Genomic DNA, 17,593 nt, shown 5'->3' with positions numbered 1-17,593 from the left:
GGCCGCCAGGCCGTCCGGACCGCCGAAGCCGCCGATCCTCACCTCCCCGGCGGGGAGCCTGGGTTGGGCCACCCGGCCGGCCAGTGAACTGGTGACGCGCAGGTGCGGGTGCGCGGCGAGTTCGGCGGCGAGGGCCCGGCCCTCGGTGGTGCCGCCGAGGATCAGGACGTGGCGGGCCACGCGGTCACGCCCCGCAGGGCTCGTGCGGGCGCTCACGGTCCGCCGAGTAGAGGTGGCTGTCGCGGAACTGCTCGGCGGCGAGGGTCCGTCCGACGATGATCACCGCGGTGCGGACCACGCCGGCGGCCTTCACCTGCTCCGCGATGTCGGCGAGCGTGCCGCGCAGCACGAGTTCGTCGGGGCGGCTGGCCATGGCGACGACGGCGACGGGGCAGTCGGCGCCGTAGTGCGGCAGCAGCTGCTCGACGACGTCGTCGACGTAGCCGGCGGCCAGGTGCAGCACCAGCAGGGCGCCGCTGCGGCCGAGCGTCGCCAGGTCCTCGCCCTCGGGCATGGGGGTGGCGCGCTTGGCGATCCGGGTGAGGATGACGGTCTGGCCGACCGTCGGCACGGTCAACTCCCGCTTCAGCGCCGCCGCTGCGGCGGCGAAGGCGGGCACACCCGGGACCACCTCGTACGGGACGCCGGCCGCGTCGAGGCGGCGCATCTGCTCGGCGACGGCGGAGAAGACGGACGGGTCGCCGGAGTGCAGGCGGGCCACGTCCTGCCCGTTCTCGTGGGCGCGGACCAGCTCGGCGACGATCTGGTCGAGGTTGAGCTGGGCGGTGTCGACGAGGCGGGCGCCGGCCGGGCACTCGTCGAGGAGCTCGCGCGGCACCAGGCTGCCGGCGTAGAGGCAGACCTCGGCGCGGGCGAGGATCCGCTGGCCGCGCAGGGTGATCAGGTCGGCGGCGCCCGGGCCGGCTCCGATGAAGTAGACGGTCACGAGGCGTCCTCCTGGGGGGTGTTGGGCTTGACGGCGGACCACTGGGTGACCGGCATGGCCTGCCGCCACCCGGTGAACCCGCCGACCGGGACGGCGTGGGCGACGGCGAGCTTGACGAGCTCGCCGCCGTGGCGCCGGTACCAGTCGGTGAGCAGCGCCTCGGATTCGAGCGTGACCGTGTTGGCGACCAGCCTGCCGCCCGGCGCGAGCGCGGCCCAGCAACTCTCCAGCAGGCCCGGCGCGGTGAGGCCGCCACCGATGAACACGGCGTCGGGGGTGGGGAGTTCGGCGAGTGCGGTGGGGGCCGGGCCGGTGACGACGCGCAGCCGGGGGACGCCGAGCGCGGCGGCGTTGCGGGTGATGCGGCCGGCCCGGACGGGGTCGCGCTCGATGGTGACGGCCTGGCAGTCGCGGTGGGCGCGCAGCCACTCGATGGCGATCGAGCCGGAGCCGCCGCCGACGTCCCAGAGCAGCTCGCCGGGGGCGGGTGCGAGGGCGGCGAGGGTCGCGGCGCGGACGTGGCGCTTGGTGAGCTGGCCGTCGCTCTCGTACGAGGCGTCGGGCAGGCCGGGGACCAGGGAGGTGCGGGGGCCGTCGCCGAGGTCGACCGCGATGACGTTCAGCGGGTCGCCGGGCGGGTGCGGCCAGCCGTCCGCCGGGCCGTCGAGGTGCCGTTCGGCGGGGGCGCCGAGCTGTTCGAGCACCCGCAGGCGGGCGGCGCCGTAGCCGCGGGCGGTGAGCAGTGCGGCGACGGCGGCCGGGGTGGCGGCGTCGGCGCTGAGCACGAGGAGGCGGCGGCCGGGGTGGAGGGCGAGGGCGAGGGTGTCCAGCGGGCGGCCGACGAGGCTGATCACCTCGGTGGCCTCCAGGGGCCAGCCCAGGCGGGCGCACGCGTGGGAGACGGAGGACGGGTGCGGCAGGACGCGGAGGCGCTCGGCGCCGACCGTCTCGGCGAGGGTGCGGCCGATGCCGTAGAACATCGGGTCGCCGCTGGCCAGGACGGCGACGCGGCGGCCGGTGTGTGCGGCGAGCAGTCCGGGGACGGCGGGGCGCAGCGGGGACGGCCAGGGGACGCGGTCGGCGGGGACTTCGTCGTGGGGGAGCAGGTCCAGCTGCCGGGGGCCGCCGATGACGACCTCGGCCGCGCGCAGGGCGGCGCGGGAGGTGGCGGCGAGGCCGGGCCAGCCGTCGGCCCCGATCCCGACGACGGTGATCGGGGGTGGCAGCTCGGGCACCGGGTGGCTCCTCGTCGTTCGGTGGGCCGTGAGGCGGGGGCGGGAACGGGAAACGGACGTAGCCGGGGCAGCCTACCTGGCGGTTTGGCGGAGGATCAGGGCGGGCGACGGGTGACGGCGAACAGCTGACAGCTTTCAGCGAACAGATAACAGATTTCGAAATCTGTTATCTGTCATCTGTTCGCTGAAACCCGTCAGCCGCGTCTGCCCCCACCCCCGTCACCGCTCCGCCCAGTCCCCCGAGACGATCAGCGCCGGCCGCGCCCGCAGTTCCTCCGCCACCGTCGGTCCGGCCAGGTACACCCAGGCCTCCCGCGTCTCGCCCGCCGCCGTCCGCACCCCCACCCGCCGCCGCACGTACAGCCCCGTCCCGTCGGCCCGGCACTCCTCCAGCCAGTCCAGGTCCGCGAGCGCGCCCGCGTACGCGCCCGGGCGGACGGTGACGAGCTCACCCACGATCCGGCGCCCGGGCGCCGGATCCGGCACCGCCCACGGGAACCCGGGCCCGTCGTGGAGGGCGGCGCCCTCCAGGACCGCCGGTCGGATGTCGGCGCAGCGGCCGGCCAGGTGGCGGGCGTGGTTGTGGCCGCCGCTGCGCAGGGTGCCGTAGACGAAGAACGGCAGGGCAGCCTCGTCGGCCACGGAATCACCGGTCGCCGGCTCATCGACCACGGGCTCATCAGACACGGGTTCGACCTCCTGTCCGGGGCCGCCCACGGTACGTCGTCATGCCCGATTGGTGATACCCACTGGCGCGCGGGCCTGCCGATGCGGTGTCATATCGGATGTTCTGCCAGCACCGTCCAAGGGGGACACCCGTGACAGCGCCCGCCTCCTCCCAATCGCCCGAAGCCTCCGCCGGGGGCGCCGACAGCGAAGCCTCCCCGGGCACGGCCTCCCCAGCCCCCGCCTCCCCGGACTCGGAACCCGCCAGACCGCCCCACCCCGCCCGGCTCGGCGGCGCGGTCTGGCTGGCGCTCGCCGTCGTCTACGTGGTCTGGGGCTCGACCTACCTGGCGATCCGGGTCTCGGTCGAGTCGATGCCGTCCTTCCTCTCCGCCGCCGCCCGCTTCCTGACCGCCGGCACCCTGCTCGCCGGTTTCCTGCTGGTCCGCAACGGTCCGGCCGGCCTGCGGGTGAGCCCGCGCCGGCTCGCGTCCTCGGCGCTGGTCGGCGTGCTCCTGCTGACCGGTGGCAACGGCCTCGTGGTGCTGGGCGAGCGCTCGGTCCCGTCCGGCCTGGCCGCGCTGCTGGTCGCCGCCGTCCCGCTGTGGATGGTCCTGCTGACGGCCTTCGGTGGCGAGCGCCCCCGGCCCGCCGAACTGGCCGGGGTGCTGCTCGGTCTCGTCGGTCTGGGCGTGCTCTCCGCCCCCGCGTTCGGCGGGGACATCGCGCCGCTCGGCGTGATCGCGATCATCTGCGCCACGCTGACCTGGGCGGGCGGCTCGTTCGTGAGCAAGCGCCTGCCGATGCCGGGCAACGTGCTCGCCGCGAGCGCCTACCAGATGCTGGCGGGAGGCCTGGCCGACCTGCTGATCGGTCTCGTGCGGGGCGAGGCGCACGGGCTGGACGTCGCCGCCGTCTCCGGGCGGTCCTGGGCCGCGCTCGCCTACCTGGTGCTGTTCGGCTCGCTGCTCGCCTTCACCGCGTACGCGTGGCTGCTGCAGAACGCCCCGCTGACGCTGGTCTCGACGTACGCCTACGTGAACCCGGTCGTCGCGGTGCTGCTCGGCTGGCTGATCCTGGCCGAGCCGCTGACCGGCCCGACCCTCGCGGGCGGGGCGATCGTGGTGGCGGGCGTGTGCCTGGTGGTGAGCGTCAGCCGGAGACCCGCGCGTACGCGAGGATGACGTTGCCGTGCTCGAAGATCCGGCTCTCGGTGAGGGCGAAGGCGTGCGGCGCGAAGGCGTGCGGCGCGAAGTCCGCGCGAAACAGCGGCACGCCGGAGCCCGCCACCACCGGGTACTGCTTGATGATCAGCTCGTCTATCTCGGGGAGCAGCCGCCCGGCCGGCTCGGCGCCGCCGAACGCGCCGCGCCGGCAGGGGAGTCAGGGGCAGAGCGCGTGCGGAGGGGTGCCCGTCCACCAGTTGCCGGGGGCCTCCGGGTCGCGGCTGGTCCAGAACTCGATGATGGCGTCGGTGAACTCCTCGGCGGAGAGCGTGCCGTCGCCGTCGCGGTCCAGCCGGCGGAAGGCCTCGTCGGCGTCGTCGCGCGAGAGGCCGACGAAGTGGCCGCGCTGGAACACGAAGAACTCGCCCGCGTCGACGGTGCCGCTGCGGTCGGCGTCGGCGACGGCGAGGAAGGCCTCGGCGAGCGCGCCGAGACTGGTGCGGGCGGCCTCCGGGTCGTCGGCCAGCGAGCCCGTCGAGCGGACGAACTGCTCGCGGGTGATCGACTCGGTGTCGGCCGGGAGGTGGGCGAGGTGCAGGTCGTGCCAGATCGTCAGGTACGCGCGGACGATGACCGCCTCCGCCTCCGAGCCCTCCTGGTGGCCGAGCGAGCGGGCGACCGAATGGCCCATGAGGACGTGGTCCCGCTCGGTGATCAGCCCGTCGCCGTCGGCGTCGAGGTACTGGAACCCGTGATTGATCTTCGCGATGAGCAGATCGTCCGACATGCGTCCCCTCGGTTGCCGGTCCCCGCTGGTGAGACCGGCTGGTGAAACCTGCTGATGAAGGCTGCTGATGAAAGCCACTGGTGAAAGCCGCCGATGAAACCCGATTGCCGATCGGCCCTCGCCGACCGGCCCGGCCGGTGGATCCCGCCGGTGCACGACGCGACGCCAGCAAACTAGCGCCTCCGGCCACAGCTGCGCAGGCGAACGGCAGGCCGACCGGCCCACGGCGCCGGTCGCGCGCCCTCTCCGGGTCACTCGCACGACCACGACCACGACGACCACGTACGCCCCAGCAGCACCATGCCGATCCCGCACAGCACCGCGACCACCGCCAGCGACCACAGTGCGGTCCGGGCCCGCCGGGAGTGCCGCCACCAGCCGGCCACCCACGAGAGCGCCGCAGCAACCGCCCCGAGGAGCCCCAGCCCGACCGCCCCGAGCGCGGGGGCCAGCCACGGGGTCCCGTCGTCCCGGCACGACACCTCCCGCTGGAACAGCTGCCAGCTCCCCGCCGCCCCGCCCATGAGGGCCATCACCGCCAGGCACACACCGACCTGCGGCCACCGCACTGCGGGCTTTTCTCCCACCGATGCTCCCGTCCACTCCGACCAGGCCGCCGACCACCCGGCCGTGAACCCACGCACCCACCCCCAACCCGCGTCCCCCACGCACCCGCGCGCCCCCGCCACCTACCGCGTCCAACGGGTCGGTGAACTCTCCCAGGGCGGACGGACCCCGGGCGTCAGCCCCCGGGCGGAGGAGGCGCCCCCGCATCCGGTCCGAACGGCGGGGGCGCCGGGGCGCCGAAAGGCGCGGGCCCGGTCCTGTACGGGTTCAGTCCTGGTGGTCGGCCCAGACGTACGCCTCGGGCAGCAGCGCGCGCACCGGGACGGCCCGCAGACCGGCCCCGCGCCCGACGAGCACCTCGATCCCGGGGAAGTAGTCGAGCAGGACCTGCCGGCACCGGCCGCAGGGCGGGATGACGCCCCGCCCCGAGTCGGCGACCGCCACGATCGCGGTGAGGTCGTACGCGCCCTGGCCGGCCGCCGCGCCGATGAGGGCGAGCTCGGCGCAGGGCCCGCCGGTGAAGTGGTAGGCGTTCAGGGCCGTGACGATCCGTCCGTCGGCGTTGCGGGCGGCCGCCGCGACGGTGTGGTTGTCCGCGCGGGCGAAGCGGCGGACGACGTCCTCGGCGGCGTCGACGAGTTCCCGGTGCGCGGCGGACAGCGGCGGCACCGGGACGGACACGGGCTGGGCGGCGGGCGCTGGGCCGGATTCTGGGCCGGACTCTGGGCCGGACTCTGGGACGGACATATTGGGTGGGTCTCCCGGATCGTTCGTGACAGGCTTCGAGCATGGACCGCAGCCCCCTGTTCGTGCCAACACTTTCCGCCGGCCCGTTCGACCTGCGCCGGTGGCGGCTCAGCGACGCCGACGTGCTCCGCGAGGCCGCCGAGCTGGAGCTGCACATCGAACCGTGGAACACGGGCTCGCTGCGGACGGCCGAACGGGCGGGCTTCCAGCGCGAGGGTCTGCTGCTCGCCCACCGGACGATCGCCGGCGAGCGCCGCGACCTGGAGCTGTACGCCCTCCTCGCCGCCGACCTGGAGCCTCAGCCGGCCGCGCCATCCACCCCATCCACCCCATCCACCGCAGCCGCTACGGCCGCTCCGGACGCCGTCCTGGCCCCGGCGCCGGGCGCGGCGGCGAGCAGCTCGCGCGTGTAGTCCGTGTGCGGCGCGGCGAACAGCCGGTCGCGGTCGGCGGACTCGACCAGCCGTCCCCGGTGCATGACGGCGACGCGGTCGCAGAAGTGCCGGACGACGGCGAGGTCGTGCGAGACGAACAGGAAGGCGACGCCGAGCCGTTCGCGCAGCTCCATCAGCAGGTTGAGCACCTGCGCCTGCACGGACACGTCGAGCGCGGAGACCGGTTCGTCCGCGATGATCAGGCGCGGCTGCGGGGCGAGCGCCCGGGCGATGCCGATCCGCTGGCGCTGACCGCCGGAGAACTCGTGCGGGTGGCGGTCGAGGTGCTCGCCGGACAGCCCGACCTGTTCGAGGAGTTCGGCGGAGCGCTCGCGCCGCTCGGCGGCCGTGAGCGCGGTGTGCAGGCGCAGTGGGGTGTCGAGGGTCTGGGCGACGGTGCGGCGCGGGTTGAGCGAGGCGTACGGGTCCTGGAAGACGAGCTGAACCTCCCGGCTGAGGCGGCGCCGCAGTGCGCGGTCGGGCCGGGCGCTGCCGGGGCCGTCGTAGAGCACTCGGCCGTCGTACGACACGCGTCCGCCGGTGGGCTGTTGGAGTCCGGCGAGGACGCGGGAAGCGGTGGACTTGCCGGAGCCGGATTCGCCGACGAGGCCCACGGTCTCCCCGGGGGCGATGCGCAGCCCGACGCCGTCGACGGCCTTGACGGCATCCGCGCGCCCGCCGGGGAAGTGGCGGCGTCCGGGGAAGTGGACTGCGAGATCGTCGACTTCGACGAGCCATCGCCCCGACTCCCGCTGCTCCACCACCTTCTGCTCCACCACTCGCGCCGCGAACCTCCCAGAGGGTGATGAATCGTCAACAGTCGGCAGTGGACTGCCCGGTACGGAGTCCAGCGTGAGCGCCGCCCCCACCAGCGCGCGAGTGTACGGCTCCTGCGGGGAAGCCAACAGCCGGGCGGTGGGCGCCGATTCGACCTCGACGCCCCCGCGCAGTACGAGGGTGCGGTCCGTCATTCCGGCGACGACACCCAGGTCGTGGCTGACCAGCAGCACGGCCGTGCCGTGCTCGCGCTGCAAGTCTCCCAGCAGGTCGAGGACTTGCTGCTGGACACGGGCGTCGAGGGCGGTGGTCGGCTCGTCGGCGATGAGCACCTCGGGGTCGTTCATCAGGGCCATGGCGATCATCACCCGCTGGCGCATGCCGCCCGAGAACCGGTGCGGGTAGTCGCGCGTCCTGGCCGCCGGGATGCCGACCCGGTCGAGCATCGCCGCCGCCCGCCGACGGGCCTCGGTGCGGCCGGCTGCGGGGTGGTGCAGCCGGTACATCTCGGCGAGTTGGGCGCCGACGCCGTGGAACGGGCTCAGCGAGGTGAGTGCGTCCTGGAAGACCAGCGCGACCCGGCCGCCGCGTACCCCGCGCAGCACGGACTCGTCCGCGCCCACCAACTCCTCGCCGCCCAGGCGGATCGAGCCGGTGACGGTCGTGTTCCGGGGATCGTGCAGGCCGAGCACGGCGAGCCCGGTCGCGGACTTCCCGGAGCCCGACTCGCCCACCAGGCCGAGGACTTCACCCCGGCCGAGGTCGAACGAGAGCCCCCGGACGGCGGCGACGGGCGGGCCGCCGCGCGGATCGGCGAACGTGACGGACAGGTCCCGCACGCTCAGCACGGGCTCCGAACGCGGGACACCAAGCGGCGTGCCAAACGGTGAACCAGGCACCGCATCACGCGGCACATCGACCCTGGACACTGGACAACGACTCCCTTCAGTCGGTGGGCGGGCGTCAAGCGAGCCGGATGCGCGGATCGAGCCAGGCCACCACCACGTCGGCCAGCGCGACGAACAGGACGACGAAGCACGCGGCGAGCAGCACGGCCCCGACGACGGCCGGCAGGTCCTGCCCCTCCACGGCCTCGGCCGCGAACCGCCCGACGCCGTTCAGCCCGAACACCGTCTCGGTGATCACCGCCCCGCCCAGCAGCGCCCCGGTCTCCAGCCCGAGCAGCTGCACGAGGGGCCCGGCGGCGCCGCGCGACGTGTACTTGAGGTGGGCGCGCAGCCGGCCGAGGCCCTTGGCGCGCGCGGTGCGGACGTACTCCTCGTTCATCGTCTCCAGCAGCTGGGAGCGCGAAAGGCGGGCGAAGACGGCCGAGTTGACGAAGCCGAGGACCAGCCAGGGCAGCAGCATCCCGCCCGCCCAGGCGGCGGGGTCGGCGGCCGGCGGGGTGTACGACGGCAGCGGCAGCAGGCCGGTCGAGTAGACGAGCGCCCACTGCGCCACGTACCCGAGGAAGTAGATCTGCACGCTGGCGCCGACGAGGGTGAACCCGGACAGCAGCCGGTCCGTGCGCGTGCCGTGCCGCAGCGCCGAGACGAACCCGGTGCCGAGCCCGAGCACCACGAGCACGGCGAGCGCGCCGGCGGTGAGCGAGAGAGTGACCGGCAGGTGGTCGGCGAGGGCCTCGGTGACGGGTTGGTGGAGCCGGTAGGAGTAGCCGAGGCAGGGCGCGGAGCAGTGGATGACCGAGCCGTCGACGTCGCCGACGTCGCGCCCGGCGACGATCCCGGTCAGGTAGTCGGTGTACTGGGTGAGCAGCGGCCGGTCCAGGCCCATGCTCGCGCGGACCGCCGCCACCTGGCCGCCGTCGCAGCGCGGTCCGCACGCGGCGCGGGCCGGGTCGGCGGGGGCGGCGTAGAACAGGGCGAAGGCGGCGGCGGAGACCGCGGCGAGCACGGCGAGGGCCTGGAGGGTCCGCCGCAGGGCGAAGGAGAACATCGTCGGGACCTCGCTACCTCGAATGGATCTCGGGACAGGACCGGCTCAGGACAGGACCGGCTCAGGACAGGACCGGCTCAGAACACGACCGGCTCAGAACACGACCGGACCGATCAGGACTTCAGGTACAGCCAGGCGAGCCCGACCGTCCCGTAGATCGGGTGGACGAACGCCCCGCCCACGTTCCCGCCGCGCAGCTGGTTGGCGGTCGGGTAGGCGAACGGCAGCACCGGCACGTCCTTCATGACGGTCTGCTCCAGCGCGTACAACTCCTTCGCCTTGGCGCGCGGCTCGCCGATCCCGTTGATCCGGTCGATCTCCTTGTCGACCGCCGGGTTGCGGTAGCGCGCGGTGTTGAGGTCGTTGCCGGCGCGGCCGTCGAAGGCGAACGGGACGAGCGTGGAGGGGGTCGGCCAGTCGACGGACGACGTCTCCTCGTACAGGTCGTACGGGGAGTCGGCGCGGTGCACCTCGTCCAGGAAGGCCTTGGGGTCGATCGGCTTGGGCACGACGGTGATGCCGGCCTTCGCGAAGCCGTCCACGAGCACCTGCGCGACGCGCTGTCCGTCCGGCGTGTTCTTGTAGCCGTACGTGAGGCTGGTGGGCGGCTGCTTGGCCTTGGCGAGCTGCGCCTTGGCGGCGTCCGGGTCGCCCTCGGGCCTGGCCGGGTAGAGGTCGTACTTCTGCCAGTCGATCAGCGCGGGGGAGCTGAGGGTGGTGGCGAGTTCGCCGGTGCGGGAGCCGCCCTGGACCTGGCGGGCCTGCCGGCGCGGGTAGGCGAGGTGCAGGGCCTTGCGGACCTCGACGTCCGGCACCCGCTCGTTGTTGATCACGAGCTGGGTGACGAAGGCGCCCTTGCGGCCGGAGACGACGAGGTCCTTGGCCTTGGGGTCGGTGTCGGCGGTCCGGTAGAGCTCGGGGGAGAGTTCGTCGGAGGCGGTGGTGGCGTCGGCGCCGCCGTCGCGGCCGGAGAGGATCTCCTGGTTGATGTTGAGCGTCTCCTTGCCGTAGGTGAAGACGAACCGGTCCGGGTACTGGCTGCGGACGGGGTCGGTCTCGGCCTTCCAGTACGGGTTGCGCTCCAGGACCATGCGGGTGTTCTGGACGTGTTCGGCGATCCGGTAGGGGCCGGTGGCGAAGGGCAGCCGGTCGTACTCGGTGCCGGTGTCCTTGTCGCGGCGCACCGGCGAGGACGAGGACTGCGCGGCCATGTACGGCACGTCGGCCTGCGGCTGCGGGAAGTGGAAGACGACGGTGCGCTCGTCCGGCGTCTCGATCGCGGCGAGGTCGCCGTCCTGCGGGCCGGCGTACTTCATGCGCGCGTCCTCGTAGCTCGCCTCGCCGGTGAGCCACTGCGGCCAGTACGGCGGACCGACCTCGTAGCCCTTGCCGAAGGAGCGCTCGATGCCGTACTTGACGTCCTGGGCGGTGATCGGCTTGCCGTCCTCCCAGGCGACGCCGTCCTTGAGGCGGTAGGTCCAGGTGCGTCCGCCGTCGGCGGAGGTGCCGGTGTCGGTGGCGAGGTCGCCGACCAACTTGGCCTTGCCGTCGACGACCTGATACTGCGTCAGCTGGCGGCCCCAGAGCAGCGAGGCGTTGTAGGTGGCGCCCGCGTACACCTTCTGCGGGTCGAGGTGGCGGAACTCGACGCTGTTGTACACGTTGACCGTCCCGCCCTTGCGGGCGCCGGGCACGGCCGGGGCGGGCCCGGCGCTCTCCCGCTCGCCGCCGAGCGCGGCGGTCAGCGGGGAGGTCTCCTTGGCGGCGGCCGGGTTCGCGGTGGAACCCGCGCCCGCGCCGGCCGAGCAGGAGGTCGCGAGGAGGGCGGTGGCGACGACGGCGAGGGACGGACCGGTCCTGCGGGTCCAGCGCATGGCGAATCTCTCCTTGCCCCGGCGGGCGGGGTCATCGGACGAACAGCGGAAATTGGAGGGTTGAAACGGTGAACCGCGGGCTCAGCGCGGGCCCGACCGCGGGTCGAGGGCGTCGCGGACGGCGTCGCCGAGCAGGTTGAAGGCGAGGACGAACAGCAGCAGCGCCACGCCGGGGAAGACCATGTACGTCGGGTCGGCCCGGAACACCTCGGCGCCGCGGGCGATCATCCGCCCCCAGTCCGGGACCGGCTCGGTGATGCCGACCCCGAGGAACGACAGCACCGCCTCCGAGGCGACGAACGCCGGCACCGCCATCGTCGCGTGGACGAGCAGTTGCGAGCGGACGTTCGGCAGCAATTCCCGGACGACGATGTGGAAAGCGCCGGCTCCCTGGGCCCGGGCGGACTGCACGAAATCCCTTTCGCGCAGCGAGCGGACGGTGGCCCGAAGGGAAAGCGCGAGCGGAATCCACCCGAACGTGGCGAATACCAGAATCAGCACCAGGAACTGCATCCATTCCGGTTCCGCGGCGCCCGGATCGACCAGCCGCGACTGGATGACCGGGCTGAGCGCGAGCAGCAGGAGCAGCGTCGGAAAGGCGAGCAGTACGTTCGCGAGGAACCCGAACAGGCGGTCCGCGATTCCGCCGAGATAGCCGACGGCGACCCCGGCCAGCACGCCGAGCACGGTGGTCACGGCGGCGGAGGCGAAGGCGATCAGCAGCGAGGTGCGGATGCCGTACAGCAGCTGGGTGGACACGTCCCGCCCGAGGCCCGGTTCCAGCCCGAACCAGTGGTCCCCGGAGATGCCGCCGTTCGGCAGCACGGGCAGTCCGCCGTCGCTGAGCAGGCCGGGAGCGTTCTGGCCGTAGTGCTCGGTCGGGTTCTTCCCGTACAGGGCGGCGATCAGCGGAGCGGTGAGGGCGAGGAGCAGGAACAGCAGGACGACGACGAGGGCGGCGGCGCCGACCCGGTCGCGCTGGAGTTTTCCGACCATGGCCATGCGAGGCGTACTCCCGAATTCTCCGCCGCCCCATGGGTGAGGGTGCGCTGACGTGTATTTCCGAACCGCCTCCGGGGGTTTCCCGGTGGCCGGTGGAACGCCATCAGATCGGATGCGATGGACCTCGGGCAAATCACTTCACGCCGATTTGTTGCGCATTGTTTCGGCGCCTGTGACGGCTTCACTTCGCCGCAACACGCGCGTCGCAGGAGAACGGGCAAAGCATGCCAAAACACCCTGGCCGTCCCGCATTCTGAGATCTGCGCCACACCCCTGCGGGTATTGGTACGATCCCGGTGGGCCGCGACTGGCGCGTAGGGATGGAATCAACCATCGGGAAGCGGCTCCGTGCCCTGTCACGTGCAGTTGCCGAGCGCCTGGGCCGTCCGCATCCCCACCAGGAGACTGCCTTGGCCGCCCAGCCCCAGCCCCAGCCCGACAGCACCGCCGAGCCTCACACCGCCGCCGAGCCCCACACCGCCGCCGGCGACGCCGCCAACACCGCCTTCCGCAGCGCCCTCGACGTCGTCGCGGGCGTCGAGCCGCGCATCGCCGCCGCCATCGGCCGGGAGATCGAGGACCAGCGCGCCTCCCTCAAGCTGATCGCCAGCGAGAACTACGCCTCCCCGGCCGTCCTGCTCGCCATGGGCAACTGGCTCAGCGACAAGTACGCCGAGGGCACCGCCGGCCGCCGCTTCTACGCCGGCTGCCGCAACGTCGACACCGTCGAGACCGTCGCCGCCGAGCACGCCCGCGCCCTGTTCGGCGCCGACCACGCCTACGTCCAGCCGCACTCCGGCATCGACGCCAACCTCACCGCCTTCTGGGCGGTCCTTTCCCAGCGCGTCGAGAGCCCCGCCCTGGAGCGCGCCAAGGTCCGGGGCGTCAACGACCTCACCGAGCAGGACTGGGCGCAGCTGCGCCACGAGCTCGGCAACCAGCGGATGCTCGGCATGTCCCTGGACACCGGCGGCCACCTCACCCACGGCTTCCGGCCCAACATCTCGGGCAAGATGTTCGAGCAGCGCAGCTACGGCACCGACCCGGCCACCGGCCTGATCGACTACGACGCGCTGCGCGAGACGGCCCGCGAGTTCCGCCCGCTCATCCTGGTGGCCGGCTACTCCGCCTACCCGCGGCGCGTGGACTTCCGCCGGATGCGCGAGATCGCGGACGAGGTCGGCGCGACGCTCATGGTCGACATGGCGCACTTCGCCGGGCTCGTCGCGGGCAAGGTGTTCACCGGCGACTTCGACCCGGTGCCGCACGCCCACATCGTCACCACGACCACCCACAAGTCGCTGCGCGGCCCGCGCGGCGGCATGGTGCTGTCCACCGCCGAGCTCGCCGAACACGTCGACCGCGGCTGCCCGCTGGTCCTCGGCGGCCCGCTGTCGCACGTCATGGCCGCGAAGGCGGTCGCCTTCGCCGAGGCGCGCCGCCCCGAGTTCCGGGCCTACGCCCAGGCCGTCGTCGACAACGCGCAGGCGCTCGCCGAGGGCCTGCTGCGCCGCGGCGGCAAGCTCGTCACCGGTGGCACCGACAACCACCTGGTGCTCGCCGACGTCTCCGGCTACGGCCTGACCGGCCGCCAGGCCGAGGCGGCGCTCCTCGACTCGGGCATCGTCACCAACCGCAACTCCGTCCCGCAGGACCCGAACGGCGCCTGGTACACCTCCGGCGTACGCCTCGGTACCCCCGCGCTCACGACCCGCGGCCTCGGTGCCGCCGAGATGGACGAGATCGCCGCGCTCATCGACACCGTCCTGCGGGCGACGGCCCCCACCACGACGGCGAACGGCACCCCGTCCAAGGCCCAGTACGCGCTGGACGAGTCCCTCCGCGACGGCATCGCCAAGCGCGCCGCCGACCTCCTCGCGCCGTTCCCGCTCTACCCGGGCGTCGACCTGGTCTGACGGCCGAAGGCCTCGGGGGCGGGACATGTTGCCGCGTCCCGCCCCCAACTCGGCCTGTACCGTGGCTAGTACTGCAGCGACTTGTACTGCAGGAACTCCTCCAGGCCGTGGCGGCCGAGCTCGCGGCCGAGGCCAGAACTCTTGTAACCGCCGAACGGGGCAAGGGGGTTGAAGCGCCCGCCGTTGAGGTCGACCTGACCGGTGTCGAGGCGGCGGGCGAAGGCGGCGGCGGTGTCGGTGTCGGCCGCCCAGACGCCGCCGGCCAGTCCGTACTCGGTGCCGTTGGCGAGTTCGGCGGCGTGGTCCTCGTCGCGGTAGGGGAGGATCACCAGCACCGGGCCGAAGATCTCCTCCTGAGCGACCGTCATGTCCGGTGTGACGTCGGCGAGTACGGTCGGGCGGACGTAGTAGCCGACGGGCAGTCCGGCCACCGGTTCGGGGCCGCCGGCGACCACCCGGGCGCCCTCGGTGATCGCGCCCTCCAGGTAACCGCGCACCCGGGCCAGCTGCTTGGCGTTGACCACCGGACCGATCCGGGTCCGCGGATCGGCCGGATCGCCCGGGACGTACTTCTCGGCGGCCTTCGCGGCTATGGACACGGCCTCCTCGTAGTGGTCCCGGTGCACCAGCAGCCGGGTCCAGGCGCTGCACGTCTGGCCCGAGTTGGCGAACACGTTGGCCACGTTGACGTTCACCGCGCGGGTCAGGTCGGCGCCGGGCAGCACCACGTTGGCGGACTTGCCGCCGAGCTCCAGGGCGACCCGCTTCAGGCCACGCCCGGCCGTTTCGGCGACCGTGCGGCCGACGGCGGTCGACCCGGTGAACGACACGACGTCCACGTCCCGGTGGGCGGCGAGCGCCGCGCCCGCCACCGCGCCCGTGCCGGTCACCAGGTTGAACACGCCCGCGGGGAAACCGGCTTCGTGCACCAGCCGGGCGAACAGCCGCGCCACCAGCGGGGTGTCCTCGGCCGGCTTGAGGACCACCGGGCAGCCGGCCGCCAGCGCCGGGACGACCTTGGCCACGACCTGGTGCAACGGGTAGTTCCACGGGGTGATCGCCGCGACCACCCCGGCCGGCTCGGCCAGCACCAGCGAGTTGCCGATCCGCTCCTCGAAGGGGTGCTCGGCGAGCAGCGCGAGGTAGGAGGCCGCGACGGTCAGCGGCAGACCGGCGTGGACGGCGGCCGCGAAGCCCACTGGGGCGCCGAGCTCGGCGACCACCGTCGCGGTGATCTCGTCCTGGGCCTCGGCGATCCCGTCCCGCAGGCGGGTGAGCAGCGCGAGCCGCTGCTCGCGGGTGGTCGTGCCCCAGGCCCGCGCCGCCCGGCGGGCCGCGGCGACCGCGGCGTCCACGTCGGACGCGCCGCCCGCCGGCACGGTGGCGAGCACCCGCTCGGTCGCGGGGTTCAGCACCTCGATCGACCCGGAGTCCCCGGAGGGGCGCCAGGCGCCGTCGATGTACTGGTCCGCGTGGTTCCCGAACCACTGGCCGCCCTGCTCGTCCCCGCCCCGCCCGTCGTACGGCCCGTCAAACCGCCCGTCGTTCCGCGCGTCCTGCTCCGCGTCGTGCTGCACCGATGGTCCTCTCGTCCGCCTGGCCTTCCGACCGCGCTCCGCCGCGCTTAACTACCAGCGCTAGTTCGAAGGCCAAGTCAAGGCGGCCGGGGCGGCCGCGCGCAAGAGTCAATCCCGTCCGGCGGACCTGCCGGTTACCGCGGCGCGAACCGCGCGGTGTACTCGTCGAACGGCTCGATCCCCACCTCGGCGCGCCGCTCGTCCAGCCGCTCCGGGTCCTCGCACGGCCACGGCACCGGGCGGCCGTCCACGACCGCGCCGATCTGGGTGCCGTACCGCTGCTCGCGCCCCTCGTTGACGGCGAGCCGGTCCTGAAGGAATGCCAGATCGCGCGCGCTCGCGGCGCCGTCCGCGACGGCAGTGGCCATCAGCGCCACGGCCCGGCGCTGGACGTCGAGTTGGCGGTCGGAGTGCTGGGCAACCAGCCAGGCCGCGCGCGCCGCGTCCGCTCCGACCAGGGCTTCGGTGGGCCAGCCGTGCCGGGCCATGATCAGGGCCAGCCGGTCCCCGTGCGCGGCGGTGATCCGCCGCCAAGTCGCCTGCTCGGCAAGGTCGGTGCTGTTGGCCAGCCGCACCGCGCCGGCGTCCTCGGCCATCATCGCGGTCAATTCCGTGGCCAATGCCGCGAAATCGTGTTCCGTCGTCGTCATTGTCGCTCCGCTCCTCATTCCCGGCATCCCGAGGTGGGGCCGGCCGCCTCCCACCGTAGGCGGCCGAAAAGCGACGAAGATCATTCCGGGGAAGGGTGACTCTGCGGAGCGGAGGGGGCACAATAGATGTACGTGATCGACGCGGCCGTGCTCATCTTCCGGCCCGATGCGACGGTCCACGAAACTCTTCTGCCCGAAGGGCTCCTCAATCGCGCGGACGGCGCTGTAGATTGCAGCGAACTCAGCTGTGGGGGGCTACGGTTGGCGGCGGGTGCAAGATGTGTGCGCACCGTCGGCACGTCGTGCGTCCCCGCGGTGGCGGGAGGCTGTCACCGCTCTGAGGTCTGGCTCGATTCCGCAGGTCATCCGTACCGCAAAAGGAGCTTCCCCGTGACCGACGCCGCGTTCACCGACGAGCAGCACCGGCCCACCGAGCCGGCCGCGCTGGACGACGTGCCGGGCTGGTTCTGGGACCACGACCGGCATTCCTTCGAATGGTTCCTGGGCCGGCAGGAGAAGGCCGGCGTCACGGGCGATCTGCTGGAAATGGGCGCATACCTGGGGCGCAGCGCGATCGTGATCGGAGAGCACCTCCAGCCGGGCGAGATGTTCACCGTCTGTGACCTTTTCGACTCGGACGCGCCGGACGACGAGAACGCCGCTGAAATGGACATGTCCTACCGCAAGACGCTCACCCGTTCGGCCTTCGAGTCGAACTACCTGTCGTTCCACGACGGGCTGCCGGAGATCATCCAGGCGCCGACCTCGACGCTGGCGGGCGGGCGGATACCGGCGGGTGCGTTCCGGTTCATCCACATCGACGCCTCGCACCTCTACGAGCACGTCGTCGGCGACCTCCAGGTGGCCCGCATCGCGCTGCAGGAGCAGGGTGTCGTGGTGCTCGACGACTACCGCTCCCAGCACACCCCGGGCGTCGCCGCGGCCACCTGGGAGGCGGTGTTCAACCACGGGCTCAAGCCGATCATGCTCACCGAGTGCAAGTTCTACGGCACCTGGGGGGATCCCGAGCCCTTCCAGTGCGACCTGATGGACCGGGTGGACCTCGCCGTGGGCTGTCACCTGAGCACCGAGACGCTGAACGGCCGGCAGGTGCTGCGCCTGACGGGCACCTCGGAGGGCATCGAGCCGTTCCGGCAGTCCCGCCACCACAAGCGGCTCTCCGCGCTCAACGCCCGCCGGGAGGCCGACCTGGCCGCCGACGAGTCGCGCCGGGCGCTCCTGGAGTCGCAGGAGGAGGCGGCCCGCGACCTCGCCGCCCGCCGCGCCCGCGCC

Annotated in this window: 18 protein-coding genes and 1 riboswitch; of the genes, 4 read left to right on the top strand and 14 right to left on the bottom strand. The window is 73.2% G+C overall.

From position 1 onward, the window contains the following. The 4 genes from AB0O00_RS14175 to AB0O00_RS14160 all read right to left on the bottom strand — a co-directional run. Nucleotides 1–180: precorrin-6A/cobalt-precorrin-6A reductase (locus tag AB0O00_RS14175; RefSeq protein WP_363651503.1), on the bottom strand; the 180-nt coding region annotated here is incomplete at its 3' end. Between the two features lie 4 nt (nt 181–184). After that, nucleotides 185–946, bottom strand: a complete 762-nt coding sequence (gene cobM / locus AB0O00_RS14170) for a precorrin-4 C(11)-methyltransferase (RefSeq protein ID WP_363651501.1) — start codon at nt 944–946, stop codon at nt 185–187. Next, nucleotides 943–2,181 (bottom strand): precorrin-6y C5,15-methyltransferase (decarboxylating) subunit CbiE, encoded by a 1,239-nt coding sequence (gene cbiE / locus AB0O00_RS14165; protein ID WP_363651499.1) that lies wholly within the window; start codon nt 2,179–2,181, stop codon nt 943–945. The genes cobM and cbiE overlap by 4 nt, the downstream gene beginning before the upstream one ends. A gap of 219 nt (nt 2,182–2,400) precedes the next feature. Further along, nucleotides 2,401–2,868, bottom strand: coding sequence for a gamma-glutamylcyclotransferase family protein (locus tag AB0O00_RS14160; RefSeq protein WP_363651497.1), 468 nt, complete (start codon nt 2,866–2,868; stop codon nt 2,401–2,403). A 131-nt stretch (nt 2,869–2,999) separates the two neighbouring features. Here AB0O00_RS14160 and AB0O00_RS14155 point away from each other — a divergent pair, with 131 nt between their 5' ends. Beyond that, the gene (locus AB0O00_RS14155) at nt 3,000–4,031 is read left to right on the top strand and encodes an EamA family transporter (RefSeq protein WP_363651495.1); all 1,032 of its coding nucleotides are present in this window, start codon (nt 3,000–3,002) and stop codon (nt 4,029–4,031) included. Here the strand turns inward: AB0O00_RS14155 and AB0O00_RS14150 are convergent. The 4 genes from AB0O00_RS14150 to AB0O00_RS14135 form a co-directional block, all read right to left on the bottom strand. After that, the gene (locus AB0O00_RS14150; RefSeq protein WP_363651493.1) at nt 4,000–4,140 is read right to left on the bottom strand and encodes a hypothetical protein; all 141 of its coding nucleotides are present in this window, start codon (nt 4,138–4,140) and stop codon (nt 4,000–4,002) included. The genes AB0O00_RS14155 and AB0O00_RS14150 overlap by 32 nt on opposite strands. Before the next feature lie 90 nt (nt 4,141–4,230). Then, nucleotides 4,231–4,800, bottom strand: a complete 570-nt coding sequence (locus tag AB0O00_RS14145; RefSeq protein WP_363651491.1) for an EF-hand domain-containing protein — start codon at nt 4,798–4,800, stop codon at nt 4,231–4,233. A 251-nt stretch (nt 4,801–5,051) separates the two neighbouring features. Continuing rightward, nucleotides 5,052–5,387 (bottom strand): hypothetical protein, encoded by a 336-nt coding sequence (locus AB0O00_RS14140; RefSeq protein WP_363651489.1) that lies wholly within the window; start codon nt 5,385–5,387, stop codon nt 5,052–5,054. Nucleotides 5,388–5,634: 247 nt separating this feature from the next. Next, entirely contained in the window at nt 5,635–6,048 is a 414-nt protein-coding gene (locus AB0O00_RS14135) for a cytidine deaminase (protein WP_363651487.1), read from the bottom strand. A 107-nt stretch (nt 6,049–6,155) separates the two neighbouring features. Here AB0O00_RS14135 and AB0O00_RS14130 point away from each other — a divergent pair, with 107 nt between their 5' ends. Then, nucleotides 6,156–6,527, top strand: coding sequence for a GNAT family protein (locus tag AB0O00_RS14130; protein WP_363651485.1), 372 nt, complete (start codon nt 6,156–6,158; stop codon nt 6,525–6,527). On the opposite strand, the gene AB0O00_RS14125 is transcribed toward AB0O00_RS14130, so the two are convergent. From AB0O00_RS14125 to AB0O00_RS14110, 4 genes are all read right to left on the bottom strand, one after another. Beyond that, nucleotides 6,413–8,173, bottom strand: coding sequence for an ABC transporter ATP-binding protein (locus AB0O00_RS14125; protein ID WP_363651482.1), 1,761 nt, complete (start codon nt 8,171–8,173; stop codon nt 6,413–6,415). The two genes, AB0O00_RS14130 and AB0O00_RS14125, sit on opposite strands and share 115 nt — an antisense overlap. Nucleotides 8,174–8,288: 115 nt before the next feature. Beyond that, complete coding sequence (locus AB0O00_RS14120) at nt 8,289–9,281, bottom strand: ABC transporter permease (protein ID WP_363651480.1); 993 nt, start codon at nt 9,279–9,281, stop codon at nt 8,289–8,291. Between the two features lie 113 nt (nt 9,282–9,394). Further along, a complete protein-coding gene (locus AB0O00_RS14115; protein ID WP_363651478.1) occupies nt 9,395–11,155 on the bottom strand; it encodes an ABC transporter substrate-binding protein in 1,761 nt (586 codons plus the stop codon). A gap of 81 nt (nt 11,156–11,236) precedes the next feature. Next, on the bottom strand, nt 11,237–12,157 hold the full coding sequence (locus tag AB0O00_RS14110) for an ABC transporter permease (protein ID WP_363651476.1): 921 nt from the start codon (nt 12,155–12,157) through the stop codon (nt 11,237–11,239). A gap of 293 nt (nt 12,158–12,450) precedes the next feature. Next, nucleotides 12,451–12,547: riboswitch (ZMP/ZTP riboswitch) on the top strand. Nucleotides 12,548–12,567: 20 nt separating this feature from the next. Here AB0O00_RS14110 and AB0O00_RS14105 point away from each other — a divergent pair. Continuing rightward, nucleotides 12,568–14,073 (top strand): glycine hydroxymethyltransferase, encoded by a 1,506-nt coding sequence (locus tag AB0O00_RS14105; protein ID WP_363651474.1) that lies wholly within the window; start codon nt 12,568–12,570, stop codon nt 14,071–14,073. Between the two features lie 65 nt (nt 14,074–14,138). On the opposite strand, the gene AB0O00_RS14100 is transcribed toward AB0O00_RS14105, so the two are convergent. Both AB0O00_RS14100 and AB0O00_RS14095 read right to left on the bottom strand, forming a co-directional pair. Further along, nucleotides 14,139–15,533, bottom strand: coding sequence for an aldehyde dehydrogenase family protein (locus AB0O00_RS14100; RefSeq protein ID WP_363651506.1), 1,395 nt, complete (start codon nt 15,531–15,533; stop codon nt 14,139–14,141). 251 nt (nt 15,534–15,784) lie between these two features. Next, nucleotides 15,785–16,300: a DUF6624 domain-containing protein gene (locus tag AB0O00_RS14095; RefSeq protein ID WP_363651472.1), complete on the bottom strand. Its 516-nt coding sequence runs from the start codon at nt 16,298–16,300 to the stop codon at nt 15,785–15,787. 390 nt (nt 16,301–16,690) lie between these two features. Here AB0O00_RS14095 and AB0O00_RS14090 point away from each other — a divergent pair. Further along, nucleotides 16,691–17,593: class I SAM-dependent methyltransferase (locus tag AB0O00_RS14090; RefSeq protein ID WP_363651470.1), on the top strand; the 903-nt coding region annotated here is incomplete at its 3' end.

Source organism: Kitasatospora sp. NPDC093558, from assembly GCF_040683475.1.
In the GTDB taxonomy this organism is placed as follows: Bacteria; Actinomycetota; Actinomycetes; order Streptomycetales; family Streptomycetaceae; genus Kitasatospora.
The sequence above is the reverse complement of the archived record's forward strand: the minus strand, read 5'-3'. Positions and strand labels throughout refer to the sequence as shown.

Coding starts and splice junctions, on each gene's coding strand:
- AB0O00_RS14145 (WP_363651491.1), bottom strand. CDS start 4,800: ATGTCGGACGATCTGCTCATCGCGAAGATCAATCACGGGTTCCAGTAC.
- AB0O00_RS14130 (WP_363651485.1), top strand. CDS start 6,156: ATGGACCGCAGCCCCCTGTTCGTGCCAACACTTTCCGCCGGCCCGTTC.
- AB0O00_RS14120 (WP_363651480.1), bottom strand. CDS start 9,281: ATGTTCTCCTTCGCCCTGCGGCGGACCCTCCAGGCCCTCGCCGTGCTC.
- AB0O00_RS14115 (WP_363651478.1), bottom strand. CDS start 11,155: ATGCGCTGGACCCGCAGGACCGGTCCGTCCCTCGCCGTCGTCGCCACC.
- AB0O00_RS14110 (WP_363651476.1), bottom strand. CDS start 12,157: ATGGCCATGGTCGGAAAACTCCAGCGCGACCGGGTCGGCGCCGCCGCC.
- AB0O00_RS14095 (WP_363651472.1), bottom strand. CDS start 16,300: ATGACGACGACGGAACACGATTTCGCGGCATTGGCCACGGAATTGACC.